The organism is Ruegeria sp. BHSC029, assembly GCF_059613085.1.
In genome coordinates, this window is record NZ_JBXWRU010000005.1 from 316189 (window position 1) to 332016 (window position 15828).

Genomic DNA, 15828 nt, shown 5'->3' on the forward strand with positions numbered 1-15828 from the left:
CCCGGATACAGGACCAAGGGTTCCTGGCTTCGGGTTAAAAGGGACCTGTATACAGGATCAAAGGGTCCCGAATCCGGGGAGAAGGGCACCGATTCGCGGTTCGGCTCTATCGTGGACTATTTAGGGTCTAATCCGAGTGCGTTGATCGCCGTCTACGCGGGTCGCGACTCCAAGTTTGAACCAATTGGCGCCCGCTTCTGTGGAAAACTGGGTCGCCGATTCGGATAGGTACCTGTCTACGGGATTCACTCCATCCTGCATATGGGGACCCAAATTAGGTTGATCCACGGGTACCTTTTGTGTCACAAACTTGGGAAACGAGCAGCCGGGCAGAATCATGCCGGATACACAACTGGACACGGATCACCTTTCAGGCGCTTTGCGTCGGGAAACGGTGAAAAAGAATGTGGCCGCGATCCATATCAGCGGCAAGCTGACGCTGTTGCAGCGCAAGCTGTCCAACGTGTTGCTTCTCAATGCCTACGACTCTCTGACCACGGCGCAGACCCATACGATTGATGCCCGCACCCTGGCGATGATGGTGGGCTACAACTCGAACGACTTCGACACTTTGCGCGCCAGCCTGAGAGCGCTTGCCGAGACAGTGGCCGAATGGGACATGCTGGATGAAAAAGGGCGGCAAGAGTGGGGCGTGTCGTCGTTGCTGAGTTTCGCCAAGCTCAAGGGCGGGATCTGCGAATACGCCTATTCCCCGGCCTTGGCGCAGAAGCTGTACGATCCGAAGATCTATGCGTTGATCAATGTGCATATCCAGCGCAATTTCAGCTCGGGGCACGGGTTGGCCTTGTATGAAAACTGTTATCGATTCGTGCGCACCGGGTCGACCGGGTGGTGGACGCTCGAGGTGTTCCGCAAATTGATGGGTGTGGACGGCAGCGACTATTACACGAGCTTCAAACACTTGAATGCCAAGATCATCAAACCCGCAGTGGTCGAGGTGAACAAAAGCTCGGATATTCTGATCGAGCCCGAGTTCCGCAAGAAAGGCCGCAGCGTCACCGACATTCGGTTCCTGATCAAGGCGAACCCGCAGAAGGCAATGTTCGAGATCGACGACAGCGATGGGGTGCGCAACCTGGCGGTCTACAAGACCTTGCGCAAACAAGGGGTGTCCGATCGGCTGGCGCGTCAGTGGATCTCTGAGCATGGTGAGGATTATGTGCAGCAGAAGCTGGACTATGTAGCCGGGCAGGGGGACGTAAAATCAACGCTGGGATATCTTTCGGCCGCCCTGCGCGATGACTACAAGGCCCCTGCGGCAGAGACAGTGAAACCGCCTAGTCCCGAGGCGCTGGCCGCAGCCAAGCGGCGGGAGGAAGAGAAGGCACGCGAAGATCAAGCTTATGCCGCGCGCGTGGCGGAGCGCGCCGAGCGTGCCCGCAAGCTGGCCATCGTCGAAGACCTGGTTTCGCGGCGAAACCCCACTCAACGGGATGCCGACAAACGCTTGTTCATGTCGACTTTGTCGGACGAGCTAGACCGAGAGAACTTCCGGCAACATGGGTGGCGATCAGGTTTGAACGCCAACGCCATTTTTGCCTTCTGGGAGGAGTTGGAGCCCGATGCGTTCCAGACGGAAACCCCCGCCTGAGGCACAGGCGGGGCAGGGTGGCTACTGATTTTTCAGTGCATTCCGAAGCGCGTCCCCAAACGCGCTGTGCTGCGCTTTTCCGGCTGATTTTGCGCGTTGCGATTTCGAGGTGCCTGTGTTCTTAGCGCGCGCGTTCTGCCCACTATGGTCGCGATCTTGCCGGGCAGAGGCACCGCCATCCTTGCGCATGCTCAGCCCGATCCGCTTGCGAGGCACGTCCACTTCGGCCACACGAACGCGCACGACCTGACCAGCCTTGACCACCTCATGCGGGTCTTTAACGAACCGGTCGGCCAGCTGGCTGACATGCACCAGCCCGTCCTGATGTACGCCGATATCGACGAAGGCGCCAAAGGCAGCGACATTGGTCACGGTGCCTTCCAGCACCATGCCGGGTTTGAGGTCGGTGATCTCCTCGACGCCCTCCTTGAAGCTGGCGGTCACAAAGCTGGGACGCGGGTCGCGGCCGGGCTTTTCCAATTCGGCAAAGATGTCGCGCACCGTGGGCAGGCCGAAGCGGTCATCGACGAACTGTTCGGCGCGTAGACCACGCAGCGCACCGTCATTTCCCATGATCTGACGGATGTCGCGGCCGCAGGCCCGCACGATGCGGCGGGCCACGTCATAGGCCTCGGGGTGGACGGCCGAGGCGTCCAACGGCTCATCCCCGTCGCGGATGCGCAGAAAGCCCGCGCATTGTTCAAAAGCGCGGGGGCCGAGGCGCGCGACCTTCAGAAGATCCTGCCGCGACCGGAACGCGCCGTTCAGGTCGCGATGCGCAACGATGGCTTCGGCCAGACCGGGACCCAGGCCGGAGACATGGGCCAGCAGCGGCGCCGAGGCGGTGTTCAGATCGACGCCCACGGCGTTCACAACGTCTTCGATCACTGCCTCCAGAGACTGGCTCAGCCGGTGTTGATCGACGTCGTGTTGGTACTGGCCGACGCCGATGCTCTTGGGTTCGATCTTGACCAGCTCGGCCAGCGGGTCCTGCAGGCGGCGGGCGATCGACACCGCGCCACGCAGCGAGACATCCAGATCGGGAAACTCGCGCGCGGCCAGTTCCGAGGCGGAATAGACCGAAGCCCCGGCTTCGGACACCACGACCTTGGTGGGGGCCTGCACCCCTTTGGGTTGCAGTTTCAGCGTGTCGGCCACCAACCGCTCGGTCTCGCGGCTGGCGGTGCCGTTGCCGATGGCGATCAGTTCGACCTTGTGGGTGGCGATCAGGTTCAGGATGGTGGCCTGTGCGCCGCGCAGATCGTTCTTGGGTTGGAACGGATACAGCGTGTCGGTCGCCACCAGCTTGCCCGTCGCGTCCACCACCGCGGCCTTGACGCCGGTGCGGATGCCCGGGTCCAACCCCAGGGTGGGGCGGGGGCCCGCCGGGGCGGCAAACAGCAAGGCCTTGAGATTGCGTGCAAAAACTAGAATGGCCTCCTCCTGCGCGCGGCTACGCAGATCGGCCATCAGCTCGACCATCATCGACAGCGACAGCTTCACCCGCCAAGTCCAGCCCGCGACCTTGCGCAGCCAGGCGTCTCCCGGGCCGTCGCCACGCGTCTGCAGATGCGCCGCCACGATCGCCTCGGCCCGGGCGGCGCCGGTTTCGGGGTCGGGGGCAATGTCCAGCGTCACGATCCCCTCTTTCGACGCGCGCAGCATCGCCAGCGCCCGGTGCGATGGCACCTTGGCCCAGGTCTCGGCATGGTCGAAATAGTCGCTGAACTTGGCGCCTTCCTGTTCCTTGCCCTCGATCACCTTCGAGGTCAGCAGCGCCTCGGCCTGCATGAAGCTGCGCAGCTCGCCCAGAAGGGCGGCGTTTTCGGTCAGACGCTCGGTGATGATGTCGCGCGCGCCATTCAGCGCGTCCTTGGTGGTGGGCACGGCCTCGGTCACATAGGCCTGGGCCAGAACTTCGGGGTCGGCGCTGCGGTCGGCCAGGATCGCGTCGGCCAGCGGCTCCAGCCCGTTTTCCCGCGCGATCATCGCCTTGGTGCGACGCTTGGGTTTGTAGGGCAGGTAGATGTCTTCCAGCTGTGCCTTGGTTTCGGCGCGGGCAATGGATTTGGCCAGATCGTCGGTCAGCTTCCCTTGATCCTTGATCGATTTCAGGATCGTCTCGCGCCGCGCCTCAAGCTCGCGCAGATAGGCCAACCGGTCGGACAGGGTGCGCAGTTGGCTGTCATCCAGCCCGCCCGTCACCTCTTTGCGGTAGCGCGCCACGAAGGGCACGGTGGCGCCTTCGTCCAGCAGCTTGACCGCTGCGTCCACCTGTTCGGGGCGGGCATTGATTTCCGTGGCGATGGTGCGGGCGATACGGTCCAACGGGGCCTCCTTGATCTCGGGTTGGAGAACCGTCTTAGCCAGCGCCCGCGCCAAGGGAAAGGCGTCGCGTATCGTCGGCGGGCTGAAAATACGGGCATATGCGCGGTTTTGCGCAAACTGGGTCAAAATGCGCATTCAGTTGCGATTGATCCCGGGCCCCGGGTGATTTAAGGGAAGCCCTGTCAAATCAGAGTCACCCCGGAGCGGAACAGCATTCACGCTCCTCGCACGCCGCGCCGCACGCGGCACAACTCTCGGATCGCACGCCCCTGAAAGGCTTAAAAAAGGTAAGGGAACATGGCAGAAAAATCGAACTTCGACATATTGTATACCATCGTAGACGAAGCGCCGGAGCTGGCCAGTGCCTCGTTCCTGCCCATCATCCGCAAATTCGCCTCGGCCGCGGGCGTCAGCGTTGGAACCAAGGATATTTCGCTGGCCGGGCGCATCATCGCGGCCTTCCCCGAAAACCTGACCGAAGAGCAGCGTCAGCCCGACGATCTGGCCGCCTTGGGTGAGCTGGTGAAAACCCCCGAGGCCAACGTGATCAAGCTGCCCAACATCTCGGCCTCGGTGCCGCAGCTGGTCGCTGCCATCAAGGAACTGCAGGGGCAGGGCTACGACATCCCCAACTATCCCGAGGACCCCAAGACCGACGCCGAAAAAGAGATCCGCGCCCGCTATGACGCGATCAAGGGCTCGGCCGTGAACCCGGTTCTGCGCGAGGGCAACAGCGACCGCCGCGCCGCCAAGGCGGTCAAGCGCTATGCCCAGCAGCACCCGCATTCGATGGGCGAATGGTCGGCCGACAGCAAGACCAAGGTGTCGTCGATGCCGGGCAATGATTTCTATGCCAACGAGAAATCGGCCACCATCACCGCAGACCAGACCGGTGATGCGCGGATCGAATTCGTGGGCAAGGATGGCAGTGTTACCGTCCTTAAAGACAGCTGGACACTGGAGGAAGGCACCGTTGCCGATGCCACTTTCATGTCGGTCAAGGCGCTGTCGGAGTTCCTGGATGCCGCGATCGAGGACACCAAGAAAGACGGCACCATGTTCTCGCTGCACATGAAGGCAACGATGATGAAGGTCAGCGACCCGATCATCTTTGGATATGCCGTCAAGTCGTGGCTGGCGCCGGTGTTCGAAAAATTCGGCGACCGCATGGCACAGCTGGGCGTCAACCCGAATTCGGGCCTGGGCGATCTGCTGAACCGCGTCAAGGACGATGCCGAGATCATGGCCGCGATCGATGCGGTCAAGGTCGATCGACCCTCGATGTACATGGTGGACAGTGACAAGGGCATCACCAACCTGCACGTGCCGTCGGACGTGATTATTGACGCTTCGATGCCCGCCGTGATCCGCGCGGGCGGCAAGGGCTGGGACGAGAGCGGCAAGAAGGGCGACACCAACTGCGTGATCCCCGACCGCTGCTATGCGCCGGTCTATGACGAGACCATCAATTTCTTCAAAGCCAACGGTGCGCTGAATCCGGCGACCGCCGGTTCGGTGGCCAATGTGGGCCTGATGGCCCAGAAGGCCGAGGAATATGGCAGCCACCCGACCACATTTGAGGCGCCCGCCGACGGCACGATCCGCATCGTTCTGGCCAATGGCGAAACCCTGCATTCGCATGAGGTCGAAAAGGGTGACATCTGGCGCGCTTGCACCGCCAAGAAAGCCCCGATTGAGAACTGGATCCAACTGGCGATGGACCGTCAGCGTCTGACCGGCTCCGAGGCGATCTTCTGGCTGGATGCGAACCGCGCCCATGACGCCGAGCTGATCAAATACGTCAAGCCGGCGCTCGAGGCTGCGGGCGTAGCCGACAAGTTCCTGATCCTGGCGCCGCGTGAGGCGACCCGCAAGTCGCTGGAAACCATCACCGCCGGCAAGGACAGCATCGCGATCACGGGCAACGTGCTGCGCGACTATCTGACCGACCTGTTCCCGATCCTCGAACTGGGCACTTCGGCCAAGATGCTGTCGATCGTCAAGCTGATGAATGGCGGCGGCCTGTTCGAAACCGGTGCAGGTGGCTCGGCGCCCAAGCACGTTCAGCAGCTGGTCGAGGAAAACCACCTGCGTTGGGACTCGATGGGCGAATTCTGCGCACTGGGTGAATCGCTGAACTTCCTGGCCGACAGCCGCGGGAACGCCAAGGCCGCCGTTCTGGGCGCTGCGGCCGAGGCCGCAACGCAGGGCATCCTGGACCACGACCGCTCGCCCAGCCGCAAGGTTGGCGAGCCGGACAACCGCGACAGCCACTATTGGTTCGCCCGATACTGGGCCGAGGCACTGGCCGCGCAGTCGGATGATGCTGAACTGGCCGCGCATTTTGCTCCGATCGCCAAAGAACTGGCGGAGAAGGAAGAGCCGATCCTCTCCGAACTGCTGGCCGCTCAAGGCAAACCTGCAGATCTGGGCGGCTACTACCACGGCGATCGCACCAAAACTGCGGCGGTGATGCGCCCCAGCGCGACACTGAACGCGATCATTGGCTGAATTCAGAAGGCCGGGCGAATGAGCCCGGCCTTTTTGTTTCGTCGGATCAGGCGACAGTTATTTTTTTTCCGAGCTATTGTTTGCTTTTGCTTGATTGGCCGGACCTGAACAGTTCCAGCACGACCTGGGTTGGACAAAGGGAGTTGCGGCACGGTTCTCAGCCGGTATCATCCCAGAAAGTTTGCACCGTCGAACGGTTCGGCCGGACAGTGCAGTTGATTTGTTAAAGGGTGTTTCAGAGCTCCTGTGTTCCCAGAAATTGGAACCAGGGCTGGCGCTGGATTTAGATTGCCGGACACGGTCGGCGGAGAGTGGTCATGAGTACGCTGAAGATCGCGGTACTGTCCGACATACATGGAAACGCCACGGCGTATGCGACCGCGATCCAAAAGGCCGAAGCTTTTGTGCCGGATGTCGTCGTCATGTTGGGCGATCTGCTGACATATGGTGTGCGCCCTCGGCAGGTGTTGGAACTGACCGACCAACTGATGGCTCGCCAAAACTGCGTGTTCATCCGCGGCAACCACGACCAGTTCTATTTCGATCTGGATAAAGGTAACCCGTCCTTCTACGACAACATTGCAGGATTTGTGTTGGAGTCCGTCGAATGGACGCATGGTGAGGTCCGGGGCGACCCACCGTTGGCTGACCGATACCCATGGGCCGACCGCCATAGCATGGGGCCGATCCTGTTCTCACATGCCAACCCTTACGATTATGGGGACTGGTCCTATGTCTCGAAACCGGAACAATGGGCACCAGCGGCAGCGGCCTTGCGACACATGGGAAAGACGGTCGGGGTCTTTGGGCATTCGCACCGGGCCTTTGCCGTCATGATCGACGAAGCCGGAAGACCGACACCTGCGGATCAACGCAAGTGGATAAGGATTCCGAAAGGGTCTGTGCTACTGCTGAATCCCGGAGCGGTCGGGCAGGGGCGGGGCACGGGCCTGTCTTATCTGACCCTCGAGCTGGATGGCGACCGGGTTAGAATCGACATCCCGTCGATCAGCTTCGATCTGGAACATATCCGCGCGGATATTCAGGCCACTGACCTCAGTCAGGGGACAAAGGAACGGCTTATTTCATTCATGGAGAAATGAATTGATCACGGTTTTGGTTACAGGTGCGGGTGGCGGAGTGGGCCAGGGCATCATCAAGTCGCTCAGGCTGATTTCTGATTTGCCGCTGCGTATTCTTGGAGCCGACATGTCCGCCCTATCTGCCGGCCTTTATGCTTGCGACAAAGCCTTTCTGGTCGAAGGGTGCCGCTCGCCGGGATATCTCGACTCACTGGCGCGGATATTTCAGTCAGAGTCCGTGGACTACTATTTCCCCGGAACGGATATCGAACTGGCATTGTGTGCCGAAAACCGGGATCGCATTGCGGAACATTTCGGGACAAAGGTCGTGGTCAACAGTCCAGAGACGGTGCGTATTGCCGATGACAAGGGACTGACCTCGGCTTTTTTGGCGAATAACGGGCTGCCCCATCCGCGCACTTGGCCTATGGCCGAGGCTTTGGAAATGGATGATCTGGTCTACCCGGTTATTGCCAAACCGGCGGTCGGGTTTCGGTCCATCGGGGTCGAGCGGGTGAATTCTCGAGAAGAGCTGGCCAACTACCCTGGTGATCTAGCGGCAACCATCGTACAGGAACTGATCGGCGATGACGCGCGCGAGTTTACGTGCACGATCGTCGGGGCGAAGGGGAGCCTGTCGCCGGTTCTGGCACTGCGCCGAGTGCTTCGGTCGGGCGATACATATCGGGCCATTCCCGAGTGGAACCCGGTGATCGAAGACTATGTCACAGCTATCGCGCGCAAGCTGGACGTCGAAGGGGCCTGCAATTTTCAGCTGCGCCTTGGCGACGACGGAGTACCCAAGGTGTTCGAAATCAATGCCCGGTTCTCGGGCACTACACCGTTTTGTGCTCAACTGGGTTTCAATCCGGTCGAATGTTACCTCAAGACCGATCGCGGCCTTCCCTATGAGCCGGAAGTCGCTTGGGACAGCATGGTTCTGCGGTACTGGAGCGAGCTGGTCGTTCCGCGTTCAATGAAAGACACATTGGATCAGGCCGGCCAGTTGGAACCTCAGATCCCGGCCCAGTTCAGCCTCTATGGCGGGACGCCATGAAAGTTGCCCTGACAGGGGCGACCGGCCTGCTGGGTCGCCATCTTGTGGCCTGGCTAAGCCGACGTGACATTCCTGTTGCGCGGATCGACCGGTCGAACTGGGATCTGCAGGACGCGATCACCCATGTCAGGCTGGATCAACTGGCGCAAGGTGCGGATGTATTCGTGCACTGCGCGGCCCGGATTGACCTTGCCGGGCCTGCGGATGACGGCTCGGCTTGGCAGGTGCTGTTTGACAGCAATGTGCGAGCCACGTTGAATGCGGCGCGTTGGGCGGCAGATCGTGACGTGCACTTCATCTTTGTGTCCAGCGGGTCAGTTTATCGCGATCCTCATGCCCGCGGAATTGACGAAAGCGCGGAAACCGCCCCGGGGCCGCTTGGGGGTGATTACGCTACAACCAAGCGTTTGGCCGAAGCGGGGCTGGCTGAGCTTGCCCAGACTTCTGGAGCGCGAGTGACCGTGCTCAGACCTTCGGCGCTCTATGGTCATGGGCTGCCTGATGACAAGTTTCTTGTGCGGATGCTTAATGATGCGGCCGCGGGGCAAAACATCACAGTAACAGGTCCAAAGAACAGCATTGATTTCGTGCATGCGCATGACCTGAGCCGGGCGATTTTGCAATCGGCCGATGCCAAAGCTTACGGTGTATTCAATATCTCCGGCGGAGGTCCGGTTTCCTTGGCGGATCTGGCGCAGGAGGTCATGTCCGTCGCAGGTGGCCGGGGTGTGATCGAAACCCGACCCGGAGACAGTCCGCCATTCACCCGCTTCGATCTGTCCTCGGACGCAGCCCGGGCAGCATTCGGCTATGCGCCGGTTGTGGACATTGCAACGGGTCTGGAAATGACGTTGAGGGGCCAATTGCTGCCGGGAGCGGCATGACCCGGTCCGGCAGCCGGGCGATGGGAGCCGGAAACATGTTTTTTGAAGGTATCTTGGGTGTTACCCTTGTATTCCGGGTACCAGTCTGCGGGCCAGGTAACCCACCGCCGTTTGGATTGTAGAATATGGTGCCAGTCAACAGTATCAGCCGGCCTAAGCCGATTTTGGAGCAGATCGAATTCGCGTGTCTGATGACTGCGTTGCTGTTCAGCACCTTCACTGCCTTTCGCCATCCGGCGGTTCTGTTCACGGCCAGCGACATGTTTCTGACGATTGCCGTGATCCTGCGGTGCAACCGCAGCCTGCCGCTGTTTCCGTTGCATTCCGCGTCCTCGGTCTGGTTCATCGGCATGCTGATGATGGTGGCGGGACTGTCGATCGGCTCTATCGCGCACGGCGATCCGGTGTCGGCCTTCGTCGTCATCGTGCAGTATTTCTTTTCGTTTGTCCTTCTGCCTCTGGCGATCCTGGGCCGCCCGTATGAAGAGGCGGTTACTCTTGCAAAGGTCGGCGTGATCTCGATTGCCTTGAACTGTCTTGTCGGGATGATCGCCTATGGCGTGGGCTATTCCGGTGGCGAATCCCGGTATTTCATGCTGGTCAGCGGCAACTACCGCGTGGCGGGGTTGGTGGATAATCCAAACGGGTTGGCTGGACTGATCGTGCTTTGGTTCCCGGTATTGTGGTATCTTGGGCTGACGGGTGCGCTAAGAAAACTGCCATTCTTGGCCCTCTTCGGGCTGCTCGCCATCACTTTGATCTACGCAAGTTCGAATTCCAGCCTTGCCGGTGCGGTCATCTGCGGTGCTCTGTTCCTGCTGCTGGTCGGAAATCAGCGCGTGCTGATGATCTGGGGAACAGCTGTGACGACGATGGCTTGGATCAGTATCCAATGGGCCGAGTTCATTTTTCCGCCGACGTTCCGCAACCGGGTATTGTCACCTCTGCTCGAGGGGGACCTGAGTCATGCGGGTACATTTGAAGACCGCGCCGATCTCATGATCGAGGCCTGGCGGTTTCTGCCGGATTACTTTCTGGTGGGTATGGGCGCGGGACAGTATCGCGAACTGAGCAGTCAAGGCATTCCCGTTCACAACCTGTACCTGTTGCTGGCCAACGAAGGTGGCATTCTGGCCTTACTGGGATTGTGCTTCGTTTTGGGGTCCGCCATCGTCTACGCCGTAATGGCCCGGCATAATGTGCCGAACAGGGTGTACGGGCGCGCGACCGTGGTGACCGTCACGCTGACCTTTGCGGCGCTGTCAATGAACTACACCCATGTTTACCAGCGCGGTATGCTGATCCCGTGGATCGTGGCATTGGGGCTGTTGGCTGCGTCCGATCGGTACCGGCGGCGCTAGCGTTACACGTCACGGGTTGCTTTGTCCCATGCCGTTCCCGTCGCCAGCCAATTCGTGGAGGAACTCCTCAAGATTGGTCCAGCCATCTTCGTCCGAATCTGCAATTGCATCCGTCGGGTCCGTGGGATTAAGGCCCCATTGCGTTTCCCATTCATCAGACATCCCGTCGACATCGCTGTCTGCATAGGGCAGGGCGCTTTCAAGCTCGGGCCAACCGCCGACCTTTTCAGGGTTCTTCTTTAGGATTTTGCCGGAACGGTCACGGACCTCCTGAACAACCCTCTGATCCACCGCGTCGCGAGACGGGCGTGTCGCTCCAGCGTTTTGCAGGACCGTTTCAAACACTGTCGAAACCGGATCGGCCTGGACCAAAGGTGGGGTGACCGGCTCATCAACGACATAGACACGATGTTCGGGGGCAAGGACCAGTTCCTCGGGAAGGTCCAGGCTGTTGCGGTTGTCTTCATCAAGATTGTCCCGAAGGTACAACCGGTAGCCGTTCTTGAAGCCGTCGAACAGGTGCACCAGTAGATTGGAATCGATGCTTTCACCGGACAGCTTCAGGTTGCCAATGATATTGGCGTCCAGCTCGGTCCAGCGATTGTCCAGCGAAACGACATATTGCCAGATCGGTGAGTACATCAAGTTATTTACGATCTCGGTCGTGGTCCCCGGGGTCTGGGGCGCGATTTGCGGGTTTCTGAACATCCCGTGAGAGAACAGGTTGTGATGGATACTGAAGTTGCCGCCCTTTGTCAGCAGCATGTTGCGGGCCCGGTTGCTTTTGCCTGGTCCGCCATGCAAGAGGGGCTCGCTGATGATGCTCCACTGAAAGGTCAGCCGTTCGGCGTTTTCTGAGTCAATCGTCTCGTCGCTGCCCCAACTGGCGGAAATGTGGTCGAAGATCACGTCACGCGCGGCTTTGGTGTAGACGCCAATGGCCCCTGAACAGCAGGACTCTACGTCGTGCGGCCCGGGCCGGAACCGAACATGGCGCACGATGACATCATGCGTCCGGATTTCCAGTGATGGGCGCAATTGACGTGGGCCGTTTCGGATCGCAATCCCGCCGCCCGGAGCGGTTTCTCCGGCGATGGTCAGAAAAGGACTGTTTGCGATCAGAGACGCCTTTTCCAGTGTAATCGTTCCGCTGACCCGAAAGATGCAGGTTCGAGGTCCTTTGGCATCAATGCATGCGCGTAGGGAGCCGGGCCCGAATTCTTCGGTTGTCGTGACATAAATCACGCGCCCGCCGCGCCCACCTTTGGCCGCGGCGCCATGCCCTTCGGCGCTGGGAAATGCTCTTTGGGAGCCATCTGGAAATTGCGCCGAAAGTGACCGGTTCGCGTTCTCGGCCAGCAGCGTACCGGGGCTGCAGCCCATCGCCAGAACAGCCGCAAATAGCGAACCATGTAATACGGCGAGCAGTCTTGGCCTTTTTGCAACGGGCATTCTAAAAACCTTGGCTGTTGTCAAAATTCTTCTGCCTTTGGTCTAGGGCGCGGTGTCCCGGGTTTGGGCTTTGGTCGCGCAGACCATCATTGAATCCCGCAGGTGCACTGGGATCACCAGGTCAGACAGCCGTTCCGGAACCTTGAAGCGCGCCCATCTGGGTAAATAACGATGCACTCTCTCAACCAGATATCCTAACGGAAAATACCAAGTTGGCCGATGAAATTCGGTTTGTTGCAAGCCAGCTTTGGCCAAGGCAAAGCGCAGTGTTTCAGGGTCGAAATAGCCGATATGCGCAACACGATAATGCCACCATTGGTCTCCCATGATACGCGCCAACAGGGACAAGCGGTCGGGCGTAACGACGACCAGTACTCCATCATCGGCCAGCAACTGCGCAGCCTGAGTGATCAGGTCCAGCGGATCCGGAACATGTTCGACCACGTCTACCAGAGTGACTACATCGTAGGGGTCGGTCAGATCGGGATGTGGAAGAACGCCTTGGACCACTGGCAGGCCATGATGTTTTGCGCGGGCGCAAAACCGTCGCGACGGCTCAACCCCGACCGCGTCGTAACCACAGGCGATGGCCTCCTCGACCAGAATACCGGTTCCGGCCCCCACATCCAGCAGCCGGTTCGCGCCGGCAGTGGGTCTTGGCAACCTGTTCAGCAGCACCCGCTTCTGCCGCGCCCTTTGGGGGCGCGTCATCTCATAGGCCGGGTCCTCGAGATCTTCGTAGAATTTAAGGACATCGACCATATCCGTGCATTGGCAAAAACCGCAGCGGACGCATTGGTCGATCGCGGCGGTTGTGCCGTAGTCGGCATTCGAGATTTCAAAGTTCCGCGACGTCGGATCCCCGCGCAGGGTGCTTTCCTTTATCCTCCTGAGGCCGCCGGTGCCGCACAACCAGCATCGCCGGATCGGTGCGGAAACAACATCATCTGAAGGCTGGTTCACCATGCGCGCATCACCTCCAGTCTGGCAGCAAGCCGGTCCGTTGCCCGGCACCTATGACCCGACTGGCCGGATTTCAAGCAACTGTTCAAAGAACGGAAGTTTGATCTCGAGCAGAACGAACATGACCACCACCAGAAGAATAACCTGAAAAACAAGGCCGCGTTGTTTGTACAGATTTTCGGGGGCCTGTGCGATCGAGTCCCGCGCCAGCCCGACGGCAAGATAGCGCCCGAACAACATCGCCACGAAGGGCAGAGACAGAAGAAGCTCGATTTTGTACTTGGTCAGGAAAACGCCCAGGAAAGCGGTGGACAAGATTGCGTAGACCAGCGCCGACACCAATAGCTTCGACTCGTCATAGTCTTTGAAAGATGCGCGGTACCGCGCGGCAAGCGCCGGGTCGTCAATGGTACGGTATTCGGCAAAGCGCTTGATCGCCATCAGATACGCGCCTCCGAACCAGTACGAGATCAACACGCTGGATGGTGCCACGATCGGCGGAACCATAATGAACCAGCCCGCAAAGAACCGGATGGGGTTGTTGATGGCCTCGCTCAGAACGTCCAAATAGGCGCGGTCCTTGGACCGGATTGGTTTGACGTTGTAGATGATCCCCATGATCAGCAGGGACAGCGCCGTCAGGAAGAACGGCGTATTGATCAGCAGCGCGAGTCCCAGACCGATGATCGCCAGACCCAGCCATTGCAACCAGACGATCCGGCCGTCGATTTCGGTCACGACCGAGGCACGCTCTTTCTTCTTCGGGTGGTGTCGGTCGAACTCACGGTCCAACCACTCGTTGATGGTATAGTTGGCCGATGCGATCAGACAGATCGAAAAGATCCCGACGGCGAGGTCGATTACCGACCGACCGGTGAACTCGGCACCCATGATGACCGCAAGAACGGCACCCGGCAGAATGAAGATGTTCTTGAACCAATGGTCGATGCGCGCAATGGACAGATAGTCTTTGAATCCGGCTTTTACCATTGCAACCACTTTCACCGACACAACAACATTTGCCGGACCCGAAAAGGCGGGAAACAGAACAATACGGGCGGCATGTCAGATTTCCAGACTGCGCCTTGCGTGCTTCTTCCGGCGATCAAAAAGCTTCAAAACCACAAGGAAACTAGCACATATGACCACTGCGACGATAGGCCAAAGTGCTGCAAGATACCTTACCGACGCAATGGATAGTGTTGCAGACAGAAACAATAACGCATGCAGGCTCAGCACCCCCAACCCAGCCAGGGTCAGCATCTGACGTCCGGGCCAGTTTCGGCGCAGCCAAAGGATTGAGGCCGCCAGGATCAAGATCGAAGCCAGCCAACCTATCGCAAGCGCGGAATGGATAAGACGTGCATGCGGCGGATCAAATACATCGCGGGTGATGTAGCCGAGCGCATTGTCCATCGGGAACGGCCCATTCTGCGCGATGTAGGCGGTGATGTCGTTCGCGGTCACGGCATGGTAGAAGGGCTGCCAGAGGGCGGCATAGTGTTGTAGCGGCAACCGCAGAAACCCCGTTGGATTCGCCAGAATTCGTCTTGAAGCGATTTCGGCCATGAGTTCAGTCTTTGGAATGCCAATTCGGTCGGCAATGGACTGCAATCGGTCCTTCTCGTACAGAAATATCAAGCTGGCTTCGTAGCTGTGCATCAGAAAGAAGGAGACCGGTCCAAATGGCGCCCGGGAAATCGCCTCGCGTGCGTCTGCCGGACCCTCTTCTTCAAGAATAATCCAGACTTCGGTTCGTGGGTCATCGGGGGCATAGGGGCTTGTACCTGCAGCGAACATAGCGCTTTTTGCGAATAAGACGTTCCCCAGCACGCTTTCGCGAGGTTCATCGTGGCGAAGATCGTAAGCGGCGCGGTCTGCAAGCAGCACGAAGGTGACGCCCAGAACTGCCAGAGCCAGCCCAGCCCACGGGCGCCTGCCATTGATATAGCTCGCGCAAAGAACCACCACGATAAGGATGGGCAAAAGAGCAAAACCAACTGGACGGATCGCGATCATGGCGCCGACTGTCATGCCCAGGGCTGCAAAGTGCCAGGGCTTGGGGCCGTGGATCGCTTGCACCAGACAGGCAAGATAGACGCATGTCGCGCTCTGGAACAGAGACTCGGACAGGATGCTGTAGTTGAAGTAGATCGTCATCGGGTTGATGATCAGAATTCCAAGCAGGACCAGACCGGCACCGGAGTGGCCAGTGGCCCGGGCCAGCGTGACCGACAACAGACATGCAGCAGCCGAGAATACCCAGATCTGGCCCACAACAGCGGCGCGCAGCGGGTCCGCGAACCCGTCGAAAAGGTCCAGAAAAAAAGGATATGCAAAGCCGCGATAGGCGGCGGCTTGAACGTAGTCCGCCGAGTCACTGGAGAAGTTCACGTCAACCAAGGGAAAAGCCGTCTGAATCACCGCCTGGACCAGTGCCAACGCGATGATTATGAGCCCCCCGTTTTCATCTGCCCTTGAAGAAGCTTTCCCCAAAACCCACTCCAAGCAAAGTCAGGTATTCCGACCGCGCCGCACGTCGGTCAGTACCCGCGCGTAGCATTCGGTGCCGGCATGG

Annotated in this window: 11 protein-coding genes; 6 read left to right on the forward strand and 5 right to left on the reverse strand. The window is 59.5% G+C overall.

Going from position 1 to position 15828, the window contains the following annotated elements; genetic code table 11:
- Positions 1-337: 337 nt before the first annotated feature.
- Positions 338-1612: a replication initiation protein gene (locus AC2FML_RS14450; RefSeq protein WP_496783709.1), complete on the forward strand. Its 1275-nt coding sequence runs from the start codon at positions 338-340 to the stop codon at positions 1610-1612.
- Positions 1613-1633: 21 nt separating this feature from the next.
- Here AC2FML_RS14450 and AC2FML_RS14455 read toward each other — a convergent pair whose 3' ends face one another.
- Positions 1634-3940 (reverse strand): Tex family protein, encoded by a 2307-nt coding sequence (locus AC2FML_RS14455; protein WP_496783710.1) that lies wholly within the window; start codon positions 3938-3940, stop codon positions 1634-1636.
- A 297-nt stretch (positions 3941-4237) separates the two neighbouring features.
- Between AC2FML_RS14455 and AC2FML_RS14460 the strand changes: the two genes are divergently transcribed.
- From AC2FML_RS14460 to AC2FML_RS14480, 5 genes are all read left to right on the forward strand, one after another.
- Positions 4238-6451 (forward strand): NADP-dependent isocitrate dehydrogenase, encoded by a 2214-nt coding sequence (locus tag AC2FML_RS14460; RefSeq protein ID WP_496783711.1) that lies wholly within the window; start codon positions 4238-4240, stop codon positions 6449-6451.
- 317 nt (positions 6452-6768) lie between these two features.
- Positions 6769-7554, forward strand: a complete 786-nt coding sequence (locus AC2FML_RS14465) for a metallophosphoesterase family protein (protein ID WP_170367453.1) — start codon at positions 6769-6771, stop codon at positions 7552-7554.
- Between the two features lies 1 nt (position 7555).
- Positions 7556-8590, forward strand: coding sequence for an ATP-grasp domain-containing protein (locus AC2FML_RS14470; protein WP_496783712.1), 1035 nt, complete (start codon positions 7556-7558; stop codon positions 8588-8590).
- Complete coding sequence (locus AC2FML_RS14475) at positions 8587-9474, forward strand: NAD-dependent epimerase/dehydratase family protein (RefSeq protein ID WP_170599840.1); 888 nt, start codon at positions 8587-8589, stop codon at positions 9472-9474. The genes AC2FML_RS14470 and AC2FML_RS14475 overlap by 4 nt, the downstream gene beginning before the upstream one ends.
- A 125-nt stretch (positions 9475-9599) precedes the next feature.
- Positions 9600-10835, forward strand: coding sequence for an O-antigen ligase family protein (locus AC2FML_RS14480; protein WP_170359628.1), 1236 nt, complete (start codon positions 9600-9602; stop codon positions 10833-10835).
- A 9-nt stretch (positions 10836-10844) separates the two neighbouring features.
- On the opposite strand, the gene AC2FML_RS14485 is transcribed toward AC2FML_RS14480, so the two are convergent.
- From AC2FML_RS14485 to AC2FML_RS14500, 4 genes are all read right to left on the reverse strand, one after another.
- Positions 10845-12218 carry a pectate lyase gene (locus AC2FML_RS14485; protein ID WP_174824875.1) on the reverse strand — a complete coding sequence of 458 codons (1374 nt, stop codon included), beginning with the start codon at positions 12216-12218 and terminating at the stop codon, positions 10845-10847.
- A 111-nt stretch (positions 12219-12329) separates the two neighbouring features.
- Positions 12330-13253, reverse strand: a complete 924-nt coding sequence (locus AC2FML_RS14490; protein WP_496783713.1) for a class I SAM-dependent methyltransferase — start codon at positions 13251-13253, stop codon at positions 12330-12332.
- A gap of 48 nt (positions 13254-13301) precedes the next feature.
- Positions 13302-14240: a UbiA family prenyltransferase gene (locus AC2FML_RS14495; protein ID WP_170341743.1), complete on the reverse strand. Its 939-nt coding sequence runs from the start codon at positions 14238-14240 to the stop codon at positions 13302-13304.
- A gap of 75 nt (positions 14241-14315) precedes the next feature.
- Entirely contained in the window at positions 14316-15746 is a 1431-nt protein-coding gene (locus AC2FML_RS14500; RefSeq protein ID WP_496783714.1) for a hypothetical protein, read from the reverse strand.
- Positions 15747-15828: the final 82 nt, after the last annotated feature.

Excerpts from the sequence above, each read along its gene's own strand:
- AC2FML_RS14480 (WP_170359628.1), top strand. The coding sequence starts at position 9,600 with ATGGTGCCAGTCAACAGTATCAGCCGGCCTAAGCCGATTTTGGAGCAG.
- AC2FML_RS14475 (WP_170599840.1), top strand. The coding sequence starts at position 8,587 with ATGAAAGTTGCCCTGACAGGGGCGACCGGCCTGCTGGGTCGCCATCTT.
- AC2FML_RS14485 (WP_174824875.1), bottom strand. The coding sequence starts at position 12,218 with ATGGGCTGCAGCCCCGGTACGCTGCTGGCCGAGAACGCGAACCGGTCA.
- AC2FML_RS14490 (WP_496783713.1), bottom strand. The coding sequence starts at position 13,253 with ATGGTGAACCAGCCTTCAGATGATGTTGTTTCCGCACCGATCCGGCGA.
- AC2FML_RS14465 (WP_170367453.1), top strand. The coding sequence starts at position 6,769 with ATGAGTACGCTGAAGATCGCGGTACTGTCCGACATACATGGAAACGCC.
- AC2FML_RS14460 (WP_496783711.1), top strand. The coding sequence starts at position 4,238 with ATGGCAGAAAAATCGAACTTCGACATATTGTATACCATCGTAGACGAA.
- AC2FML_RS14495 (WP_170341743.1), bottom strand. The coding sequence starts at position 14,240 with ATGGTAAAAGCCGGATTCAAAGACTATCTGTCCATTGCGCGCATCGAC.
- AC2FML_RS14450 (WP_496783709.1), top strand. The coding sequence starts at position 338 with ATGCCGGATACACAACTGGACACGGATCACCTTTCAGGCGCTTTGCGT.